This window comes from Synechocystis sp. FACHB-383 (assembly GCF_014698605.1).
GTDB classification, from domain to species: domain Bacteria; phylum Cyanobacteriota; class Cyanobacteriia; order Cyanobacteriales; family Microcystaceae; genus Synechocystis; species Synechocystis salina.
Genome location: NZ_JACJTJ010000009.1, coordinates 59,733 through 77,179, shown reverse-complemented (window position 1 = coordinate 77,179; position 17,447 = coordinate 59,733). Strand labels below are relative to the sequence as shown.

The following is a 17,447-nucleotide window of genomic DNA, read 5'->3' as shown; positions in this document are numbered from 1 at the left end:
GTCGCCCAAATCAAAAGGGCCCAAACTGCCTTAAATGTTGCCCAAAAACAGGTCAAATTAAGCGAAGAAACCTATCAGACCCGTTTGCAACAACTAGGAACTAATGCCCGCCCCGATGGCACCATTGTGATCACAGCCCCCATGACTGGCATAGTTATTGACCCCGCCACTACCCCAGAGCATGAAATTAAGGTCGGAGAATCCCGACAGGATGCAGGGGAACCGATTTTTACCATTATCAATAGTCAGCAAGTTCAAGTTTCAGCCAATATTTACGAAAAGGATTTAAGCAAAATTCGCCAAGGCCAAGGAATCCGGGGCTGGGTTAGTAGTTCACCGGGCAAAACTTTTCGGGGACGGATTAATCAAATTGGTTCCGTGGTGGAAGGGGAAAATCGTACCGTCTCCGTGAAAGCGACATTGGATAATGCTGATGGTCAACTTAAGCCCGGACTGTTCGTAGAATTGGAAGTTTTAACCGACCGCACCCCTACCCCGGTTCTTGCGGTTCCCCAATCAGCCATTGTTAAAACCAACGATCAGCAAAATCTGGTTTTTGTGCAGAATGGCAATATTTTTGAACCGATTACAGTCACCCTAGGGCAAGTTTCCGGGGATTGGGTGGAAATCAAAGAAGGTTTATTTGCCGGGGATTTAGTTGTCTCCCAACGGGCTAGTCAACTTTACGCACAATCCTTACGCACCAAACCCCCTGAAAAGGCCAAAAAAACTGAAGAATCATTAGAAACAACAGAATCTAACTTTTCTTTGCCCACATCATCACGATGGTTTTTACCTCTGGGGGGAATAGTGGCGGCCGCTGGAATTTTTTGGGCCGGCAGTCTGTGGGGAAAACGACAACAGAATCAACCTTTGGGGGAACGCACCTTAATGGCAAGCCAAGATGAGCCATCCCTGGAAGTTGAAAAAGTACTAGTTGAAACTTCCTCCCACCAGGACTTTTCCTAAATTCCCTGCCCCGCCGAAGCAATCCATACTTCGGCAAGCTCAGTAACCAAACCCCTGTTATTTACCTAGAAAATGATTAATGCCATCCTCAAATGGTCGATCGCCCAACGCTGGTTAGTTGTTATTGGAGCCATTCTGGTGACCATTTTAGGGGCCTACAACCTAACCCGGATGCCCTTGGATGTGTTCCCCCCCTTTGCCCCTCCCCAAGTTGAAATCCAAACGGAAGCCCCAGGCTTAGCACCAGAGGAAGTGGAAACCCTAATTACCCTGCCCATTGAAAGTGCGGTTAATGGAACCCCAGGGGTAGAAGTGGTACGTTCATCCTCCGCCGTAGGTATTTCCGTTGTTAAGGCTATTTTTGCGAATAACACAGACATTTACCGAGCCAGACAATTAGTGACTGAACGCTTGCAATCTGCCCGGAGTAAACTACCTACCGGGGCGGAGGAACCGCAAATTTCCCCTGTGTCTTCCCCTATTAGTACAATTTTAATGTATGCCTTGACGGTGGATGGGTCGGCGGAGAGTCCCGAAGCTAATTTGATGGAAGTGCGGCGGCGGGTGGATCGGGAAATCACCAATCAAATCTTGGCCGTACCAGGGGTTTCCCAGGTGGTTGCCTATGGGGGGGATGTTAAGCAATATCAAGTTCTGGTCGATCCGGCCCGCCTCAAAGCTTTTAACATTTCCCTACAACAGGTGACAGAAGCAGTAGAAGAAGCCAATGTCAATGCGGCGGGGGGATTTTTATTGACCGCCGACCAAGAAGACGTGATTCGAGGTTTGGGGCGCATCGAAAATATCTCCCAATTGGCGGATTCTGTGGTGACGGCCAGGGACGGTAAACCCATTCTGCTCCGGGATGTGGCAGACGTGACCATTGGGCCCGCCTTGACGAGGGGAGATGGCAGTATAGATGGCCAACGGGCGGTGGTGCTGGTGATTGATAAACAACCCCAGGCCGATACCCCGACGGTGAGTAAGGCGGTGGAAAAAGCTATGGCAGAGGTCAAAGCGGCCCTGCCCACCGGGGTTAATCTCCAGGTCACTTTTCGGCAAGAAAGTTTTATTGATGCGGCGATCGCCAATGTCCGGGATTCCTTGCGGGATGGCATTATCATCGTCGCTGTCGTCATGGTGCTGTTCTTAATGAATTGGCGTACTGCCATTATTACCCTCAGTGCCATTCCCCTCTCCATTCTCATTGGCATGATGATTTTAAGTTGGTTTGGCCAGGGCATTAATGCAATGACCCTCGGAGGCTTAGCGGTGGCGATCGGCTCCGTTGTCGATGACTCCATTGTGGATATGGAAAATTGCTATCGAGGTCTCCGCCAAAACCAGGCCTTGGGCAATCCCAAGCATCCCTTCCAGGTAGTTTACGATACCTCCGTTGAAGTCCGTACCAGTGTTATTTTTTCCACGGTAATTATTGCCGTTGTTTTTGCCCCAATCTTTAGTCTAACGGGGGTCGAAGGGCGTATTTTTGCTCCCATGGGCATAGCTTATCTATTGTCTATTTTTGCCTCTACCCTAGTGGCCATGACCCTTTCCCCTGCCCTTTGCGCCCTTTTACTTGCCCCTTGCCGTTTGCCCAGTGATGAAACTTGGTTAGCTCGCATTTGCCAAAGAATCTATCAACCCCTATTAAAGTTCAGTACCCACCATCCCCACTGGATTATTGGGGCGGCGATCGCCTTTTTTATCTTTTCCCTGAGCTTAGTACCCAGTATGGGAAGGGTCTTTTTACCGGAATTTCAGGAACGCTCCTTGGTGAATGCCATGCTCCTCTATCCTGGCAGTTCCCTCGAAGCTACTAATCGAGTAGGTTTTGCCCTTCAGGATGCTCTCAAGGATGATCCACGCTTTAGCACTGTACAATTGCGCTCCGGTCGTGCACCGGGGGATGCTGATGCCGGTGGCGTGAATTTAGGACATTTGGATGTAGAACTTAGTGATGCGGGTATAGCCGACCGAGAAGCCAGCATTGAAACCCTAAGGGCAGAATTTAATCGCATCCCTGGGGTTGCTCCCAATATTGGCGGTTTTATTTCCCACCGCATGGATGAAGTACTTTCCGGGGTGAGGAGTGCGATCGCCGTTAAAATCTTTGGCCCCGACCTGGAACAACTCCGCACCATCGGCAAATCGGTGGAAACAGCCATGGCGGAGATTCCCGGCCTCGTTGACTTACAGCTAGAACCCCAAGTCCCTGTCCGTCAGGTGCAAATTCAGTTTGATCGCCTGGCCGCAGGACGATATGGACTAACCGTTGGGCAACTTGCCGGCTTGGTCGAAACCGCATTGAATGGCAGAGTTGCCTCTCAGGTTTTACAAGACCAACAATTATTTGATCTCTTGGTCTGGCTGAAGGCAGATGCCCGCAACAATTTAGAAACCATCAGCAACTTGCTAGTAGATACCCCCACTGGAGCAAAAATCCCCTTGGCCCAAGTGGCACAGATTACTTACGGCACGGGGCCTAACACCATTAATCGGGAAAATGTCTCCCGGTTGATTATTGCCTCCGCCAACGTTCAGGGTAGGGATCTCCGTTCCGTGGTTAACGATATTCAAGCCCAAGTAAAGGAAAAAGTCTCCCTCCCCACAGGTTACTTCATCCAGTACGGTGGCCAATTTGAATCGGAGGAAAGGGCTAGTCAAAACCTTTTACTGTTTGGCTTTTTATCAATAATTGTTATTACTATTCTGATGTATTTTGCGGTTAAATCTTTGCCCGCCACTCTGATGATTATGATCAATCTGCCCCTGGCCTTAGCTGGAGGGATTTTGGCGATCGCCGTGACGGGAGGCGTTATTTCCGTTGCTTCCCTAGTGGGTTTTATTACCCTCTTTGGTGTCGCTGTCCGCAATGGTTTATTGCTAGTGGATAATTACAATCAAAAAATTGCCCTAGCATTACCCCTTTCTCAGGTTATTCATGAAGGTTCCCAGGAACGGTTGGTGGCGATTTTGATGACCGCCCTCACCTCCGCCCTAGGTATGCTTCCCCTGGCGATCGGCACCGGAGCCGGCAAGGAAATTCTCCAACCCCTGGCGATCGTTATTCTAGGCGGACTCTTTACCTCCACTGCTTTAACCCTACTGGTATTACCAGCCCTATATGCCCAATTTGGACGTTTTCTGCGTCCATCTATTACAGTTCCCACATCAAAATCTCATCATCTCAATACCCTAACCAAGGTTTAGATTCTTTATGAAATACTTTTTCCTAATCAAAATTCGGACCCATTCCGACAATATTTTTGTTTTATCCTAAATAATTCCCTAAGTTCGACACCGCCAAAATGATAGGTGATTTTTGAACCTAATTCTTATTGCACTTCTCAGCACTATACCAACAAACAATTTCTTAGCCACTTTTATACTGTTTACTACCTTAAATAAATAGCGAATTTATTGTAATTAATAGAATACTATTTCATTTTAATTTCATAATGATTGTTTATTATGTATATGATGTAACAATCACGAAGTTAATTCATGAAAAAAATCTTAATTGCTAGTTTGATAGCGTCTTTTTTACCGATGGGTTTTATCAACTCTTCTGCCTTTGCTTATGATATAAAAAGTGGAGCGCTTCCAAGTTATGCAAGAGTGCAAAATGCGACACATTATTTTACACTCAACGTACCTAAGATAGGTTTATCGTCTTTAACTATTCAAATTCCCAAAGGTATAAAAATCAATGGAGAAGTCAAGGTTGACAATCAATATAATCAACCAATTAATAGCAATTTTTCCATCAAGAACAATCAAGTTATTATTGATTTTCTCTCTCCTGTATCTGATAGTGATACACTAATAATTAGTCTAAAGAATGTTCGCACGACAGGATTTAGTGAAAATTGGATTTATCGCATCTATGGGACAATGGCAAAACTAAATGAAACAATTCCCCTAGGTTCAAGACAAGTGCAGACTTACGATTAATGTAAAATTTTAATCTGGAATATTTCTAAGATTAAAAACACAACTCAACAATAAACCGACATAATCCCCGCACTAAATTTACGGGGATTTTTCTAAAAATCATGAAATACTTTTCCTTCATCAACTTTGGTCTTATTGCAGTCATTATTCTATTGCTAAATGCCTGTAATACTCCAGCCCCCACCACCGATACACCGACGAGTCCCCTACCGTCTCCTAGTATTGCTCCTACGGAAAATGTTGAGGAAAATAAAACTGAATCTAATGGGGGTCAAGGAGGACAAGTAGTAGAAGTCGGCCCCTACCATTTAGAACTGGCTACCCTCAAAGAAGCTGGTGGTTTCCATCTCGATTTTTATCTGCAAAAAGGAACTGATCATACGCCTATTCCTAATGCCACTGTGACCGGTAAAATTCAGTTACCTGATGGAACCCAACAAAATATTGATTTTAAATATAGTGACAAAGATAAGCACTATACTGCCCTTTTTTCTACCCAAATAGTAGGAGATTATAAACTTGCAATCTTAAGTGATATTAACGGTGAAAAAATCAATGGAAGATTCAATTTCAAATATTAATTATTGAAAATTTACGATGCAATTGTTAAGCCTGGACTTCTATTTCCCCATGAAACATACTCATTCCACAGGTAAAGGGATATTTACCAGGCTTGTCAGGGGTAAACTCAATGGTTGTAACTTGATTAAGAGGTAAATCTTGAGCAATCTGAAAATCTGGAAACAGAACTGTTCCCAGACAACTATTAGTATCTTTACGAAAAAAATTTAATCTAACTAATTGACCCAATTTAACCACAATTAACGCGGGTTCATAACCACCATCAACGGAAATATCTAAAGATTGAATGCCTTGATCCGATTCAGCTTTTTTCGTTGTAGGTTGGCTGAATAAAAACCACCATAACTCTAAACCAATTAAGCCTAATCCCCCTAGAGTAACGATCGCTTTTAGCCCCAAGGGTTGCTCAATACGCCGAAATTGAGTAGTCGAATTAGAATGCTCGGAAGGCATGGGAACGGCTTCTCCTGCCGATGCCGTGAAAATAAAAATTCCCAATCCTGTTAATGTTCCCCAAATCATTCGTTGATTCATGATTCATTTCCTCTTTAGATAATTACTTTAGGTTGAAATTTTCGTAAACGTAACGCATTGGTCACAACGGAAACCGAGCTTAAAGCCATCGCCGCTCCTGCAATAATTGGACTTAGTAACCAACCAAAAAAAGGAAACAAAATACCTGCCGCGATGGGAATACCTGCTATGTTATAAATATAGGCAAAGAAAAGATTTTGGCGAATATTTTGCATGGTGGCACGGCTGAGTTGAATGGCAGTCACAATTCCCTGTAAATCCCCAGAAATTAGCGTAATATCAGAAGCGGCGATCGCCACATCCGTTCCTGTGCCAATGGCAATCCCCACGTCAGCTTGGGCTAGGGCAGGGGCATCGTTTATCCCGTCTCCTACCATTGCAACAATTTTGCCTTCTGCCTGTAATTCTTTGATTTTGGCGGCTTTTTGTTCAGGACGGACTTGGGCCAAAACGCGAATAATCCCCACTTCTAACCCGATCGCCTCCGCCGTAGCTTGATTATCCCCCGTTAACATCACCACTTCTAAACCGAGTTTTTTAAAGGCTTTTACCGTTGCCGCCGAGGAGGGCTTGAGCGCGTCAGCGATGCCCATAATTGCTTCAATTTGACCCGCTACAGATAACCAAACAACGGTTTTCTTTGCATTTTCCCACGCATTTTTATCGGCTTCTAAAAACTGAGTTCCAATCCCCAATTCTTGCATCCAACGTTGCGTCCCGATTTGGATTAATTTACCTTCTACAATTCCCTGTACCCCACTACCGGCGATCGCTTGAAATTGTTCAACTTCCCCTACCTTAATTTGTTGAAATTGGGCATACCTGACCACTGCTTCTGCTAAGGGATGTTCTGAATTTCGCTCCAAAGAAGCCGCCAATTTTAATAAATTCATTTCATTCCCATCGGCAATACCCTTAACAGTCAAAAAATCCGTGACTGTAGGTTTTCCCTGGGTAAGCGTCCCCGTTTTATCTAACACAATAGTTTTAATTTGGTGGGCCAATTCTAAACTATCAGCTCCCTTAATTAAAATGCCATTTTCTGCTCCTTTTCCTGTTCCTACCATGATGGAAGTTGGGGTTGCTAATCCTAAGGCACAGGGACAAGCAATAATCAAAACCCCCACCGTTGTAATCATAGCCAGGGTGATGTTACCCATGACATTAAACCAAATAATAAACGTGAGAATGGCGATCGCCATCACGACAGGGACAAACCAACCTGTTATGCGATCCGCTAACTTTTGAATCGGAGCTTTAGAGCCTTGGGCTTGCTGTACCATCTTAACAATTTGGGCTAAAACGGTGTCTTTTCCGACTCTAGTAGCGCGAAATTTAAAACTCCCTGTTTGATTAATGGTTGCTCCAATAACCTCATCCCCAGGCTGTTTTTTAACGGCGACACTTTCCCCTGTCACCATCGCTTCATCAATACTGGAAGAACCCTCAACAATTTCTCCATCTACAGGAATTTTTTCTCCAGGACGGACTACAATAATATCTTCTAAAATAACTGCTTCAATGGCAATATCTAATTCTTTACCATCACGAATAACTCTTGCGGTTTTAGCCTGTAAACCCATTAATTTACGAATGGCTTCCGAGGTTTCGCCTTTAGCAATATTCTCAAATAATCGTCCTAATAAAATTAACGTTGTTACTGTTGCCGCCACTTCAAAATAGACATGGGGCGTTAATCCTTCTGCGGTAAAAAAACCAGGAACAAGAAGCACAAAAAGAGAATAAAAATAAGCTACTCCAGTCCCTAAAGCAATGAGGGTATCCATGGTGGCAGTATGCCGTTTAAAAGCTTTCCAGCCACCAATAAAAAAGGATTGTCCACACCAAAATAGAACTGGCGTTGTCAAAATTAACTGTAACCAGGGATTACCCAACCAAGCAGGAATAAAGGACAGATTTATCCCTAACATTTCAGGAATTACACCCAAAACTAACAGGACACTGAAAATCCCACCGACCCAGATTTTGCGTTTTAGATCAAGGGTTTCAGCTTGGCGAGACTTTTTTTCCTCATCATCACGATCCGCGTTCATTTCTTCTAGGGGAAATGCTTGATAGCCGGCGCTGACTACCGCCGCTTGAATGGTTTTCGGACTGGTTTGTTGGGGATTGTATTGAACTATTGCCTGTTCCGCCCCAAAATTTACCTGGCACTCAGCAACTCCTGGAACCGATTGAATAGCTTTTTCAATATTCGAGGCACAGGAAGCGCAACTCATTCCCCGTAATTTAAGGAGCAGATTATCCATTTTTTTACTTTCCTTTTACAAAAATAGAAAATTTAATCTGTAGGTCTCTCTTTTGAGGATCGTTAGAGGAGATAAAAACATATCTCTCCAGTTTACTGCGATCGCTTTCGTGGGCATTGGAATTATATTCAACGTTTAAATTAGCCTAACTTCCAGAGGGAAGAATTTAGAGGAGTCAGTCACCCTGGACTGATCTATATTTTGAGCCTATCATAGAAATATGAAATCACGATGAAATTTCTCTTTGAATTTTTCTTGAAACTTAAGATTTTCTTGAGATTACCATCTTTGCTAGATTGAGCAGTTAGTCATACTCTATTTCAAGCATTTCAAATATTTCAAATATCTAAAATCCTAAGGAATTTCTGCTGTTAAAATTTGACTATAGAAAAAAACAAAATATTTCATCCCTAAGTGCCATAATCAAGATAGAACTACCTAAAGTAGTTGCTATTAAATATTGAATTTAAAACTCAGCATAATCAAGTAGATAGCGACAAAATCGCCAGGAAAAAATTTATGAAAACTAAAACAGTGATCTGTAGTTTGGCCGGTTTAGTGACAGGCGTAACTCTAACTGGTTTTATCGTGACTAATCGTACCCAGGCCCAGACAACGGCGATCGCAGAATAGTCCAATCAAGTCAGCTTCAGCCCTGAGTCGTTTTCTAAACCATTATCAGTGGAACAGCCGACAGGTCATTCGGAGAGTCAGAGCGGCGATTCTTGAGCAGTTACAAGTAATTTAGGTTATGCTCAGCTGGATAGATAGTCAAAACACCCCTTTGAAAACTGAGGCACAGAGTTTTTGAACAATGCCAACAAATCGATAACAGTTAAGTTATTTTTTTTAAGCTCTACCTACCTGAATTTTAAAAGTAGTCTGGCGTCACCGTTTCGTTTTTGCCGATAATCCAGAACATCCTCTGCTTTGATTCTGCAATGGGAAACAATTTTTGTAAAAGGAATTTCCATTGAATGGAGAAGAGAGATCGCCATCACTTCTGACCAAAGGGGAAGCCAGTATAAATATTAAGGCTGTGATAATACATATTTGAGCAGTCCTGGTATTATTGGACTAAATCCATACACTGCAAGCATTATGGTTATTTGACTGCCATAAAAAGCCAAATTATCATCATCCTTTGCCATCAATATTAGGATTAATTCTCAATTAATAGATATTGGCAAATACAAAAACACCCTATTCCAGTTTGATAGTGCATGGTTGCGGTGGCGATCGCCATTATGGTTAACCAGTTAACTTGTTAACTGGTTGTCTGTTCAACCAGATAGATATTATTCCCGTTTTTAATCTCTTTTTGTAGTTTTAGTACAAATAACACTCACAAAAATATCCCTAAAACACACGGGAAATAAAGTTCCCTAGGGAATTATCAAAATCAAGTCTTTCCCCCTTAAAAAGGCTAAAAGTGAGATCGCCATGGGCAAATTAATTTAACTTGTTGTTAAGTTGGAATGTTGACCATATAACTGGTGGTATTTTTAGGAAGTGGCAACGGCAGAAAAGACTACGCTGCAACCTTTTCAAGGTTGGAACAGTCAACAAGTTAACAATCTGCCTGGTTAGGAAGACTATGATAATTGCCGTTTGCAATCAAAAGGGGGGTGTGGCTAAAACAACTTCTACCCTATGCCTTGGGGGACTACTTTCCGAATCGCAAAGGGTTCTACTGATTGATCTAGATCCCCAAGGGAATCTAACCACCGGGTTAGGGATGGAGGTGGAGGAAGGACAAGCCACAACCTATGAAGTCATCACTGAGCAATGCGCCTTAAAGCCAGCGATCGCCAACACCTGCTGGACTAACCTGGACATTCTGCCCGCGGATATTACCTTGGCTAAGGGTGAAACAGAAATTCTTGGTAAAGTAGGCAACTTCTATTTACTCAAGGAACAAGTGGAGCCAATTCAGGGAGAATATGACCATATTTTGATTGACTGTCCCCCCTCTCTCGGTCTGTTGACATTGAATGGTTTGGCATTAGCTGACTACGTTTTAGTTCCCGTACAATGCCAATTTTTTGCTTTGAAGGGATTAGCTTCCCTGTTGGAAACTATTGCCTCAGTTAAAAAACGACTCAATCCCACCATTGAAATATTGGGAATTCTGCCAACGATGTTTGAACAAACGGTTATGTCCAGGGATGTAATTACTTCCCTAGAAAAACGGTTTGGCAAATCACTCATCTTTCCCCCTGTACCAAAATCAATTCGCTTTGCCGAAGCAAATTTAGCCGGGGAACCAATCCATATTTATGCCAATGACCCCAAGCTAACCCATCCCTATTCCACCATTATCAAATCCATGGAGGCTTAAACATGGCCCAGAAAAAAGTAAGACTTACCGATAATGATCCCCTAGAATCCAAGTCAGATAGTGTTCTTAGCACTTATTCTGATTTCAACTCAGCTAACACGTTAACCAGTGAACACGCCAGCTTGCCAGAAGATAGTGAGAATAAAAAGTCAACAAGTCAACAATTCAGGAGTTTAGCAGGTCAACTAGAAGACCAGTCTAGAGCAAAACCAATACAAATCAAGAAAGTAACTTATCAGCTTGATAGTAGGCTAGTGGAGCAATTAGACCGTGTTCATTTACAGCTATGCCTAGAGCGGGGAAAATCATCCACTCCCTACAAAGAAGTGCTAGTGGAAACGGCGATCGCCACATTTTTGGAGCAATTTCTTGAAAATCCGAACCTGCTGGAGGAAGCTATAGCTCGCCAGGAAAGACGTTTATCCTAGGCTAGAAATTTATTTAATTTAAGTGACAGTTGAATTACCAATACTCCCCATCAATAATGGTTAGGGTAGCAGTGCATTAACAGCAAAATCTCCGATTTGTGAATTTGGTACCTCTTTAAATTGTCGACGTTTTTTCCATGACTACTTCCCCTGCGGACATTTCTTCCCTACCTATTCCCCCCGGTGACTTTGGCTTGCCATGGTTGGGGGAAACTCTGAGTTTTTTTAACGATGGGGACTTTAACAAAAAACGACAGAAGAAATTTGGGGGCATCTTCAAGACCCGTTTATTTGGCAAGAATGTAATTTTTGTATTTGGGGCCCAGGCAAACCGCTTTTTGTTCACCAAGGAGCAGGAAACCTTCCAGGCAACTTGGCCCCTTAGCACCAGAATTTTGTTGGGCCCCAATGCTTTGGCAACTCAAATGGGGGAAGTGCATCGCTCCCGTCGTCGTATTCTTTACCAAGCATTTTTGCCTAGGGCACTGGCCGGTTATCTTCTGAAAATGGACAGAATTATTCAGGGCTATTTAGACCAATGGGAAAAAAAAGGAGAGGTAACTTGGTATCCCGAATTGCGGCGAATGACTTTCGATGTAGCGGCCACATTATTTATGGGGGAAGAGGCTATTCAAAACCCTCAACTATTCCCTTGGTTTGAAACCTATATCCAAGGATTGTTTAGCTTACCCATTTCTTTACCCACCACCATGTTTGTTAAGTCCAAACGAGCCAGGGCTTTATTACTGGCGGAGCTAGAGCAAATTATCAAAGTCCGCCAACAGCAACCCCCCAGTGAAGAAGATGCGTTGGGCATGTTACTGGCGGCTAGGGACGATGATGGTCAGCCTTTATCTTTGTCCGAACTAAAGGATCAGATTTTACTGTTGTTGTTTGCGGGCCACGAAACCCTCACGTCGGCGATCGCCTCTTTCTGTTTGCTATTGGGACAACATCCAGATGTTCGGAACAAGGTAAGACAGGAGCAGGCTGGATTGGATTTAGGGGAAGGGTTAACGGTGGAAATGTTTAAGCAGATGCCCTATTTAGACCAGATATTGCAGGAAGTATTGCGATTGATCCCTCCAATGGGGGGAGGTTTTCGGGAATTAATTCGAGATTGTGAATTCCAGGGTTTTCAGTTCCCAAAAGGCTGGTTAGTGTCCTACCAAATTACAGGCACCCATGCCGATCCAGATTTATACCCAGAGCCAGAAAAATTTGACCCAGAACGTTTTACCCCCGATGGTAGTGCCATTCAAAATCCCCCCTTTGCCCGGTTAGAAATGAAGCTGTTTGCTACCCGTTTGATTGAACGATTTGATTGGACGTTATTGCCGGGGCAGAATCTAGAGCTGGTTGTTACCCCCAGTCCCCGACCTAGGGACAATTTACGGGTGCAGTTACAGAGAATATCTAGCCCTAGAAGTCACCTTTAGCATCTGATGGAAAAACCAACAGAGTATTTGACCGGGGTAATTGAGCGGATCACTTTCCATGCGGAGGAAACTGGTTACACCGTGGCTCGACTACAAATCCCCAGGACTAAGGAATTAACCACCGTGGTGGGGAATTTTGCCCATATCCAAGCAGGGCAAACCCTGAAGTTACAGGGAATTTGGAAAGAACATCCAAAATACGGTTCCCAGTTCCAGGTTAGTCAATACCACGAAACCAAGCCCGCTACGTTGACCGGTATTGAGAAATATCTGGGCAGTGGGCTAATCAAGGGAGTTGGCCCCGTCACCGCAAAAAGAATTGTGGCCCACTTTGGCTTAGAAACCCTGGAAATTATTGAAGAAAAATCAGATCGCCTGATTGAGGTACCGGGCATTGGCAAGAAACGGGTGAGGATGATCCAGAGTACCTGGGCAGAGCAGAAAGCCATCAAGGAAGTGATGCTGTTTCTCCAGGGCCATGGAGTGTCCACTACCTACGCTGTCAAAATCTACAAGCAGTATGGGGATGATGCCATCAAGGTTGTGACGGATAACCCCTACCAATTGGCGGACGATATTTTTGGCATTGGCTTTCTGACAGCAGACAAAATTGCCCAACAGGTAGGCATTGCTCCCACCTCCAAATTTCGTTACCGGGCCGGCATTCTTCACACTTTAGGGGAAGCATCAGAACAAGGCCATTGCCACCTGCCCCAACCGGAGTTAATCAAAGAGGCGATCTCCAAGCTGAGCACGGAAGAATTTGAAGCCACAGAGGAAGCGGTGTTGACCATAGTGAAGGAAATGGTAGGGGTTCAGGACTTAATGCAGGAAGTATTGAGTGAAGAAGAAATCCTGCTGTTCAAGCCTACTTTCTACCACACTGAATGTAAATTGGCAGGTTATGTGACGCAAAAACTAGCTAGTGGACAATTGGTGGATGTAGCAAGGGTAAAAAGCTGGATTAGCCGCTATACCGACAGAAATGAACTGGAATTGTCAACACAACAATATACTGCTGTGGTTCTAGCTGCTAGTCATAGGTTAATGATTCTCACCGGTGGCCCAGGAACAGGGAAAACCTTCACCACCCGCACCATCGTTGCCCTTTGGAAAGCCATGGGTAAAAAGATCGGACTAGCGGCCCCGACGGGTAGAGCCGCCCAGCGGTTAGGGGAAATGACCGGGCTAGAGGCCAAAACCCTGCACCGCCTATTGGAATTTGATCCCAACACTATGGGCTTCAAGCGTGATGAAGATAATCCTCTGCCCTTTGATGCGGTGATTGTGGACGAAGCTTCCATGCTGGATTTATTTCTATCCCATTCCCTGCTTAAGGCGATCGCCCACAATACCCAATTATTGTTGGTGGGGGACATTGACCAGTTGCCCTCCGTTGGGCCGGGAAATGTGTTGCGGGATTTGATTGCTTCCCAACAGATAACCGTGGTCAGGTTAAATCAAGTCTTTCGGCAGGCGGCGGCCAGTGCCATCATTCGCCATGCCCATGAAATCAACCGGGGTTGTTATCCCCAGATGGAAACCATTTCTGACCAACCCCAATCCGATTGCCTTTGGCACAATGGCGGTACGGAACCAGACCATGGAGTGCAGTTAATTGGGGAATTATTGACCGACTTCATTCCCAAGCAGGGCTTCAACCCCCGCCAGGATGTCCAGGTGCTCTGCCCCATGCAACGGGGTGTAGTAGGTACCCGCAACCTCAATGCCGTAGTGCAATCCATCCTTAATTCTCCCCAAGAAAATAAGCCCCAGCTCCAACGGGGAACCACCATATTCCGCACTGGCGATCGGGTTATGCAACTCAAAAATGACTACAACCGGGAAGTGTTCAACGGCGACCAGGGCACCATCACTTCTATTGATAAGGAGGAGCAAATATTGAGGATTACCTATGCAGAAAGAACTGTGGACTATGATTTTGCGGATTTGAACGAGATTGGTTTAGCTTGGGCCATCAGCATCCATAAAAGCCAGGGGTCTGAATATCCTGTGGTCATTCTGCCGTTCTATATGCAACACTTTCTCTTACTGAGCCGTAACCTTTTTTACACTGGACTCACCAGGGCAAAACAGTTAGCTTTAGTGATTGGTTCCCCCAAGGCTTTGGGCTATGCTGTGCGGCAACAACAAGAACGGAAACGCTACACTAGGCTCCAGGAAAGGATTAAGGGTTAAATTTCTCCCAGTTGTAACCCCACCCCGGCAATAACCAATAGCACTGAAAGGGTTGTAATGCCAACAATGTGGAGAGCCAAATCATTCAACTTATTGTTATTGGCTTCCACCTCACATTGCCACCCCGGAGATTGGCCTGCCAGGTGAAAGTCCTAGGGGATATTACAGTGAGTAAATTTGATGGCTTTTGGGTTCAGAGCGATCTCCTCACCGAAATCAGCTCAAGTCATTCCATCGGCAAAACAACACTTTTATGACCACTGGAATTTGGGCATTGGGAGACCAACTGTTGATTGGGAAATTTTGCTATCTGCCGGAACTGCTACCCGCCCCGCTCGGTTTGATTGCTGAATTTTTCCCCAACGGCACCGGTTTAAATAAAGAATATTCAAGGTCTGAGTTGGTTTCAAAATATATCTGAAGACTAACGCTAAACCATACGGCAAAAAGATTACGCAGATTACATGTCCAGCCCGAAGTGGATTATTGCAAACGTATGAACTGTGTCAACTTGACGTAAAAGTTGCCAACGTTTTGGTTTTGCCATTCCTAAATTCCAATAGTGGAATCAGCACCTGCTAATTTGAAACGGAAACCTAACAAGGAAATTGAAGAAGAGCCAACGGCGATCGAGGAAGCTCCTGCCCAATTTGTCGAGGTGGAGAAATTGGACGGCCCTTCGGCGGAATGGTGGGGAAGAATCCTAGCGGTTCAACAAAGCCACCGCTAAAAATTGGGTTGGCTTTATTAACAAATTGGCGACGCTTATCCCTCTGTTGATGTTTGGATTGCCTACGCTAATTTCCTAGGGCGATCGCCATCCTGGGGAATTAGTCCATTTATTGGGTAGGAAACTAGACTAACCCCGCCACCATTGTCCAGCTATGTCTGCAACATTGTCGCCTAATTTCCTTGCCCTAGTGAAGCGGGCATAGACAAGGTACTTGTCCAGGGATAAAAAAGTAATGCGGTGTAATGCGGTATAGATATTGCCAGGTACTTCGCCGCCAATAGCTTGGTGGGGGATGGTCAAAATTAGTGATTTATCTGAACTCACTGGATTTCCGATCAACCCGGTTAAGAAATTCTAAAAATTAAGGGCTGTTCTCGGGAAAAGCGAGGCCGTGTTTTTCAACAGAATCCTTTATTTACAATACTTTCAGCGATAGGAAACTTACTCTGATCTCTATTTTGGGTTTTTTTTAATTGAACTAATATTTATGGTTCAATTGGGAATGTATCGAATCTTCGTACCATACGTTAATTTCTCCGTCGATGAGAAAACGACAGCCCTTTACTGTGTCAACTTGACATAAAAGTTGCCAACATTTTAATTTTGTCATCCCTAATCCCTAAATTTCCAAGGTGGCACGGCGATGACCTTCTGTTGATAACCTACAGTAACGTGAGTTCGACAGTAAAACTAAGCGGGAAACACGTTAGATAAACGGTGCCAATGTTAATTTCCTGATAGCACCTAAAAAAGAGGATGCGCCCATATAGAACCCATTTGGCATCTTAAGATACAGCCAATCGTCGTAATAAAAGGCGCAAAAAACAAAGATAAATTTTGCTGGTGGAGTTCTCTAAAGTACGCTCAAAGTTTTTAACTAAAGATTTACAACGTTCCATCCAAGCATTACTTCTTTCGATCACCCATCGAGTTTTTACTGGCACAAATCCCGATAAATTCTTCTCAGCTTTTTCTGCTTTAGACGGTTTTGGGGAGAGTTCAAACTGAATTTTGGTCATTATCTCTGGATAGACTTTAATCAACTTCTTTTCGATTTGATCAGGATGGTAACCATTGTCTAAAAGAATGGTTGTCTTAGGAATCTCTAAAGGTTTAGACTTAAAATAATCAATATTAAGAGTTAACAAGTCAATTAGTCCTTGATCATCAGATACATTGGCTGGAGTACAATGAGCAAAAAAGGGAAAGCCAAGGCTATCAGTTGCTAGATGGCGCTTAATTCCATTGGTGCACTTATAAAAACAAAACCCTTTTGTCCCAATACTTGCATTACATGTATTTTTGACGGCTTGAGAATCAATCATAATGAGAGTTGTCCACAAGTTTTTTTCTTGTTGTCGTAATCTGCGGTGTAGTTCTTCCATTATTTTTTGAATGATTCCCTGACCTCGCCATTGTTTATAATGCCAGTACACTGTTGAGTAGGGAGGAAAGTCTTTTGGTAAATCTCCCCAATTACATCCATTTTTAAGTTGATAAAAAATACCATCCAAAATCTGTCGCTTTGTCCATTTCGGTGGGCAAGTCAATTTTTTCTTTGGCAATAATGGTTCTATTATTGACCACTCTTCATCTGACATACTACTTCAGTACATTTAACTTCTCTCCTCAATTGATTTTTGGGATGACTCAGAAAATCCGCCCTCAATTATGAGATTCAGGTCAACGTATTGCCCCTGAATAAATTCCAGATCCTATCCCCCAAAGCCTATACTGAACAAGGTTTTTAGCTTATTGTCCAGGTTCTCCACCTACATTATAAAAGACACCAAATGGGTTCTATACGCAGAACCTTATATCTTTCCTTTAACTAATCCCGGAGATCGGGACTGAAACTTCAACCGACGACCAAACCTGCAAGCTGATTTTGACTTTCCTTTAACTAATCCCGGAGATCGGGACTGAAACACCTAATATGGAATAGTACCGGCAACTGTACCGTCTTTCCTTTAACTAATCCCGGAGATCGGGACT

General features: G+C 43.9%; 13 protein-coding genes and 1 CRISPR repeat array (1 of these 14 only partly in view). Of the genes, 9 read left to right on the top strand and 4 right to left on the bottom strand.

Annotated features, from left to right (window positions below):
• The 4 genes from H6G45_RS00810 to H6G45_RS00795 form a co-directional block, all read left to right on the top strand.
• On the top strand, positions 1-969 hold a 969-nt coding region (locus H6G45_RS00810; RefSeq protein ID WP_190595676.1), incomplete at its 5' end, for an efflux RND transporter periplasmic adaptor subunit.
• A 72-nt stretch (positions 970-1,041) separates the two neighbouring features.
• Positions 1,042-4,182 carry an efflux RND transporter permease subunit gene (locus tag H6G45_RS00805; RefSeq protein ID WP_190595674.1) on the top strand — a complete coding sequence of 1,047 codons (3,141 nt, stop codon included), beginning with the start codon at positions 1,042-1,044 and terminating at the stop codon, positions 4,180-4,182.
• A gap of 294 nt (positions 4,183-4,476) precedes the next feature.
• Positions 4,477-4,926: a DUF2808 domain-containing protein gene (locus tag H6G45_RS00800; RefSeq protein WP_190595672.1), complete on the top strand. Its 450-nt coding sequence runs from the start codon at positions 4,477-4,479 to the stop codon at positions 4,924-4,926.
• A gap of 101 nt (positions 4,927-5,027) precedes the next feature.
• Positions 5,028-5,507, top strand: a complete 480-nt coding sequence (locus tag H6G45_RS00795) for a hypothetical protein (RefSeq protein ID WP_190595670.1) — start codon at positions 5,028-5,030, stop codon at positions 5,505-5,507.
• Positions 5,508-5,532: 25 nt separating this feature from the next.
• Here the strand turns inward: H6G45_RS00795 and H6G45_RS00790 are convergent, their stop codons facing one another.
• Together H6G45_RS00790 and H6G45_RS00785 are read right to left on the bottom strand one after the other, a co-directional pair.
• Positions 5,533-6,042, bottom strand: a complete 510-nt coding sequence (locus H6G45_RS00790; protein ID WP_190595668.1) for a cupredoxin domain-containing protein — start codon at positions 6,040-6,042, stop codon at positions 5,533-5,535.
• A 14-nt stretch (positions 6,043-6,056) separates the two neighbouring features.
• Positions 6,057-8,312, bottom strand: a complete 2,256-nt coding sequence (locus tag H6G45_RS00785) for a heavy metal translocating P-type ATPase (protein WP_190595665.1) — start codon at positions 8,310-8,312, stop codon at positions 6,057-6,059.
• A 1,597-nt stretch (positions 8,313-9,909) separates the two neighbouring features.
• On the opposite strand from H6G45_RS00785, the gene H6G45_RS00780 reads away from it, so the two are divergent.
• The 5 genes from H6G45_RS00780 to H6G45_RS00760 all read left to right on the top strand — a co-directional run bounded on the left by H6G45_RS00780 (position 9,910) and on the right by H6G45_RS00760 (position 15,449).
• Positions 9,910-10,653: a ParA family protein gene (locus H6G45_RS00780; RefSeq protein ID WP_190595663.1), complete on the top strand. Its 744-nt coding sequence runs from the start codon at positions 9,910-9,912 to the stop codon at positions 10,651-10,653.
• A gap of 2 nt (positions 10,654-10,655) precedes the next feature.
• Positions 10,656-11,081, top strand: coding sequence for a hypothetical protein (locus tag H6G45_RS00775; RefSeq protein WP_190595661.1), 426 nt, complete (start codon positions 10,656-10,658; stop codon positions 11,079-11,081).
• A gap of 137 nt (positions 11,082-11,218) precedes the next feature.
• The gene (locus tag H6G45_RS00770; RefSeq protein WP_190595659.1) at positions 11,219-12,520 is read left to right on the top strand and encodes a cytochrome P450; all 1,302 of its coding nucleotides are present in this window, start codon (positions 11,219-11,221) and stop codon (positions 12,518-12,520) included.
• Positions 12,521-12,526: 6 nt separating this feature from the next.
• Positions 12,527-14,719, top strand: coding sequence for an ATP-dependent RecD-like DNA helicase (locus H6G45_RS00765; RefSeq protein ID WP_190595656.1), 2,193 nt, complete (start codon positions 12,527-12,529; stop codon positions 14,717-14,719).
• Positions 14,720-15,281: 562 nt separating this feature from the next.
• A complete protein-coding gene (locus tag H6G45_RS00760; protein ID WP_190595653.1) occupies positions 15,282-15,449 on the top strand; it encodes a hypothetical protein in 168 nt (55 codons plus the stop codon).
• A 129-nt stretch (positions 15,450-15,578) separates the two neighbouring features.
• On the opposite strand, the gene H6G45_RS00755 is transcribed toward H6G45_RS00760, so the two are convergent.
• Both H6G45_RS00755 and H6G45_RS00750 read right to left on the bottom strand, forming a co-directional pair.
• Complete coding sequence (locus H6G45_RS00755; protein WP_190595650.1) at positions 15,579-15,752, bottom strand: hypothetical protein; 174 nt, start codon at positions 15,750-15,752, stop codon at positions 15,579-15,581.
• A gap of 485 nt (positions 15,753-16,237) precedes the next feature.
• Positions 16,238-17,053, bottom strand: a complete 816-nt coding sequence (locus H6G45_RS00750; protein WP_190595648.1) for an IS5 family transposase — start codon at positions 17,051-17,053, stop codon at positions 16,238-16,240.
• Between the two features lie 219 nt (positions 17,054-17,272).
• Positions 17,273-17,447: direct repeats of the CRISPR family, unit length 37 nt; unit sequence CTTTCCTTTAACTAATCCCGGAGATCGGGACTGAAAC (it continues 82 nt past the right edge of the window).

Bases quoted from the DNA above. Each gene is read 5' to 3' on its own strand.
- H6G45_RS00775 (WP_190595661.1), top strand. From the start codon at position 10,656: ATGGCCCAGAAAAAAGTAAGACTTACCGATAATGATCCCCTAGAATCC.
- H6G45_RS00780 (WP_190595663.1), top strand. From the start codon at position 9,910: ATGATAATTGCCGTTTGCAATCAAAAGGGGGGTGTGGCTAAAACAACT.
- H6G45_RS00805 (WP_190595674.1), top strand. From the start codon at position 1,042: ATGATTAATGCCATCCTCAAATGGTCGATCGCCCAACGCTGGTTAGTT.
- H6G45_RS00765 (WP_190595656.1), top strand. From the start codon at position 12,527: ATGGAAAAACCAACAGAGTATTTGACCGGGGTAATTGAGCGGATCACT.
- H6G45_RS00750 (WP_190595648.1), bottom strand. From the start codon at position 17,053: ATGTCAGATGAAGAGTGGTCAATAATAGAACCATTATTGCCAAAGAAA.
- H6G45_RS00800 (WP_190595672.1), top strand. From the start codon at position 4,477: ATGAAAAAAATCTTAATTGCTAGTTTGATAGCGTCTTTTTTACCGATG.
- H6G45_RS00795 (WP_190595670.1), top strand. From the start codon at position 5,028: ATGAAATACTTTTCCTTCATCAACTTTGGTCTTATTGCAGTCATTATT.
- H6G45_RS00770 (WP_190595659.1), top strand. From the start codon at position 11,219: ATGACTACTTCCCCTGCGGACATTTCTTCCCTACCTATTCCCCCCGGT.
- H6G45_RS00785 (WP_190595665.1), bottom strand. From the start codon at position 8,312: ATGGATAATCTGCTCCTTAAATTACGGGGAATGAGTTGCGCTTCCTGT.
- H6G45_RS00790 (WP_190595668.1), bottom strand. From the start codon at position 6,042: ATGAATCAACGAATGATTTGGGGAACATTAACAGGATTGGGAATTTTT.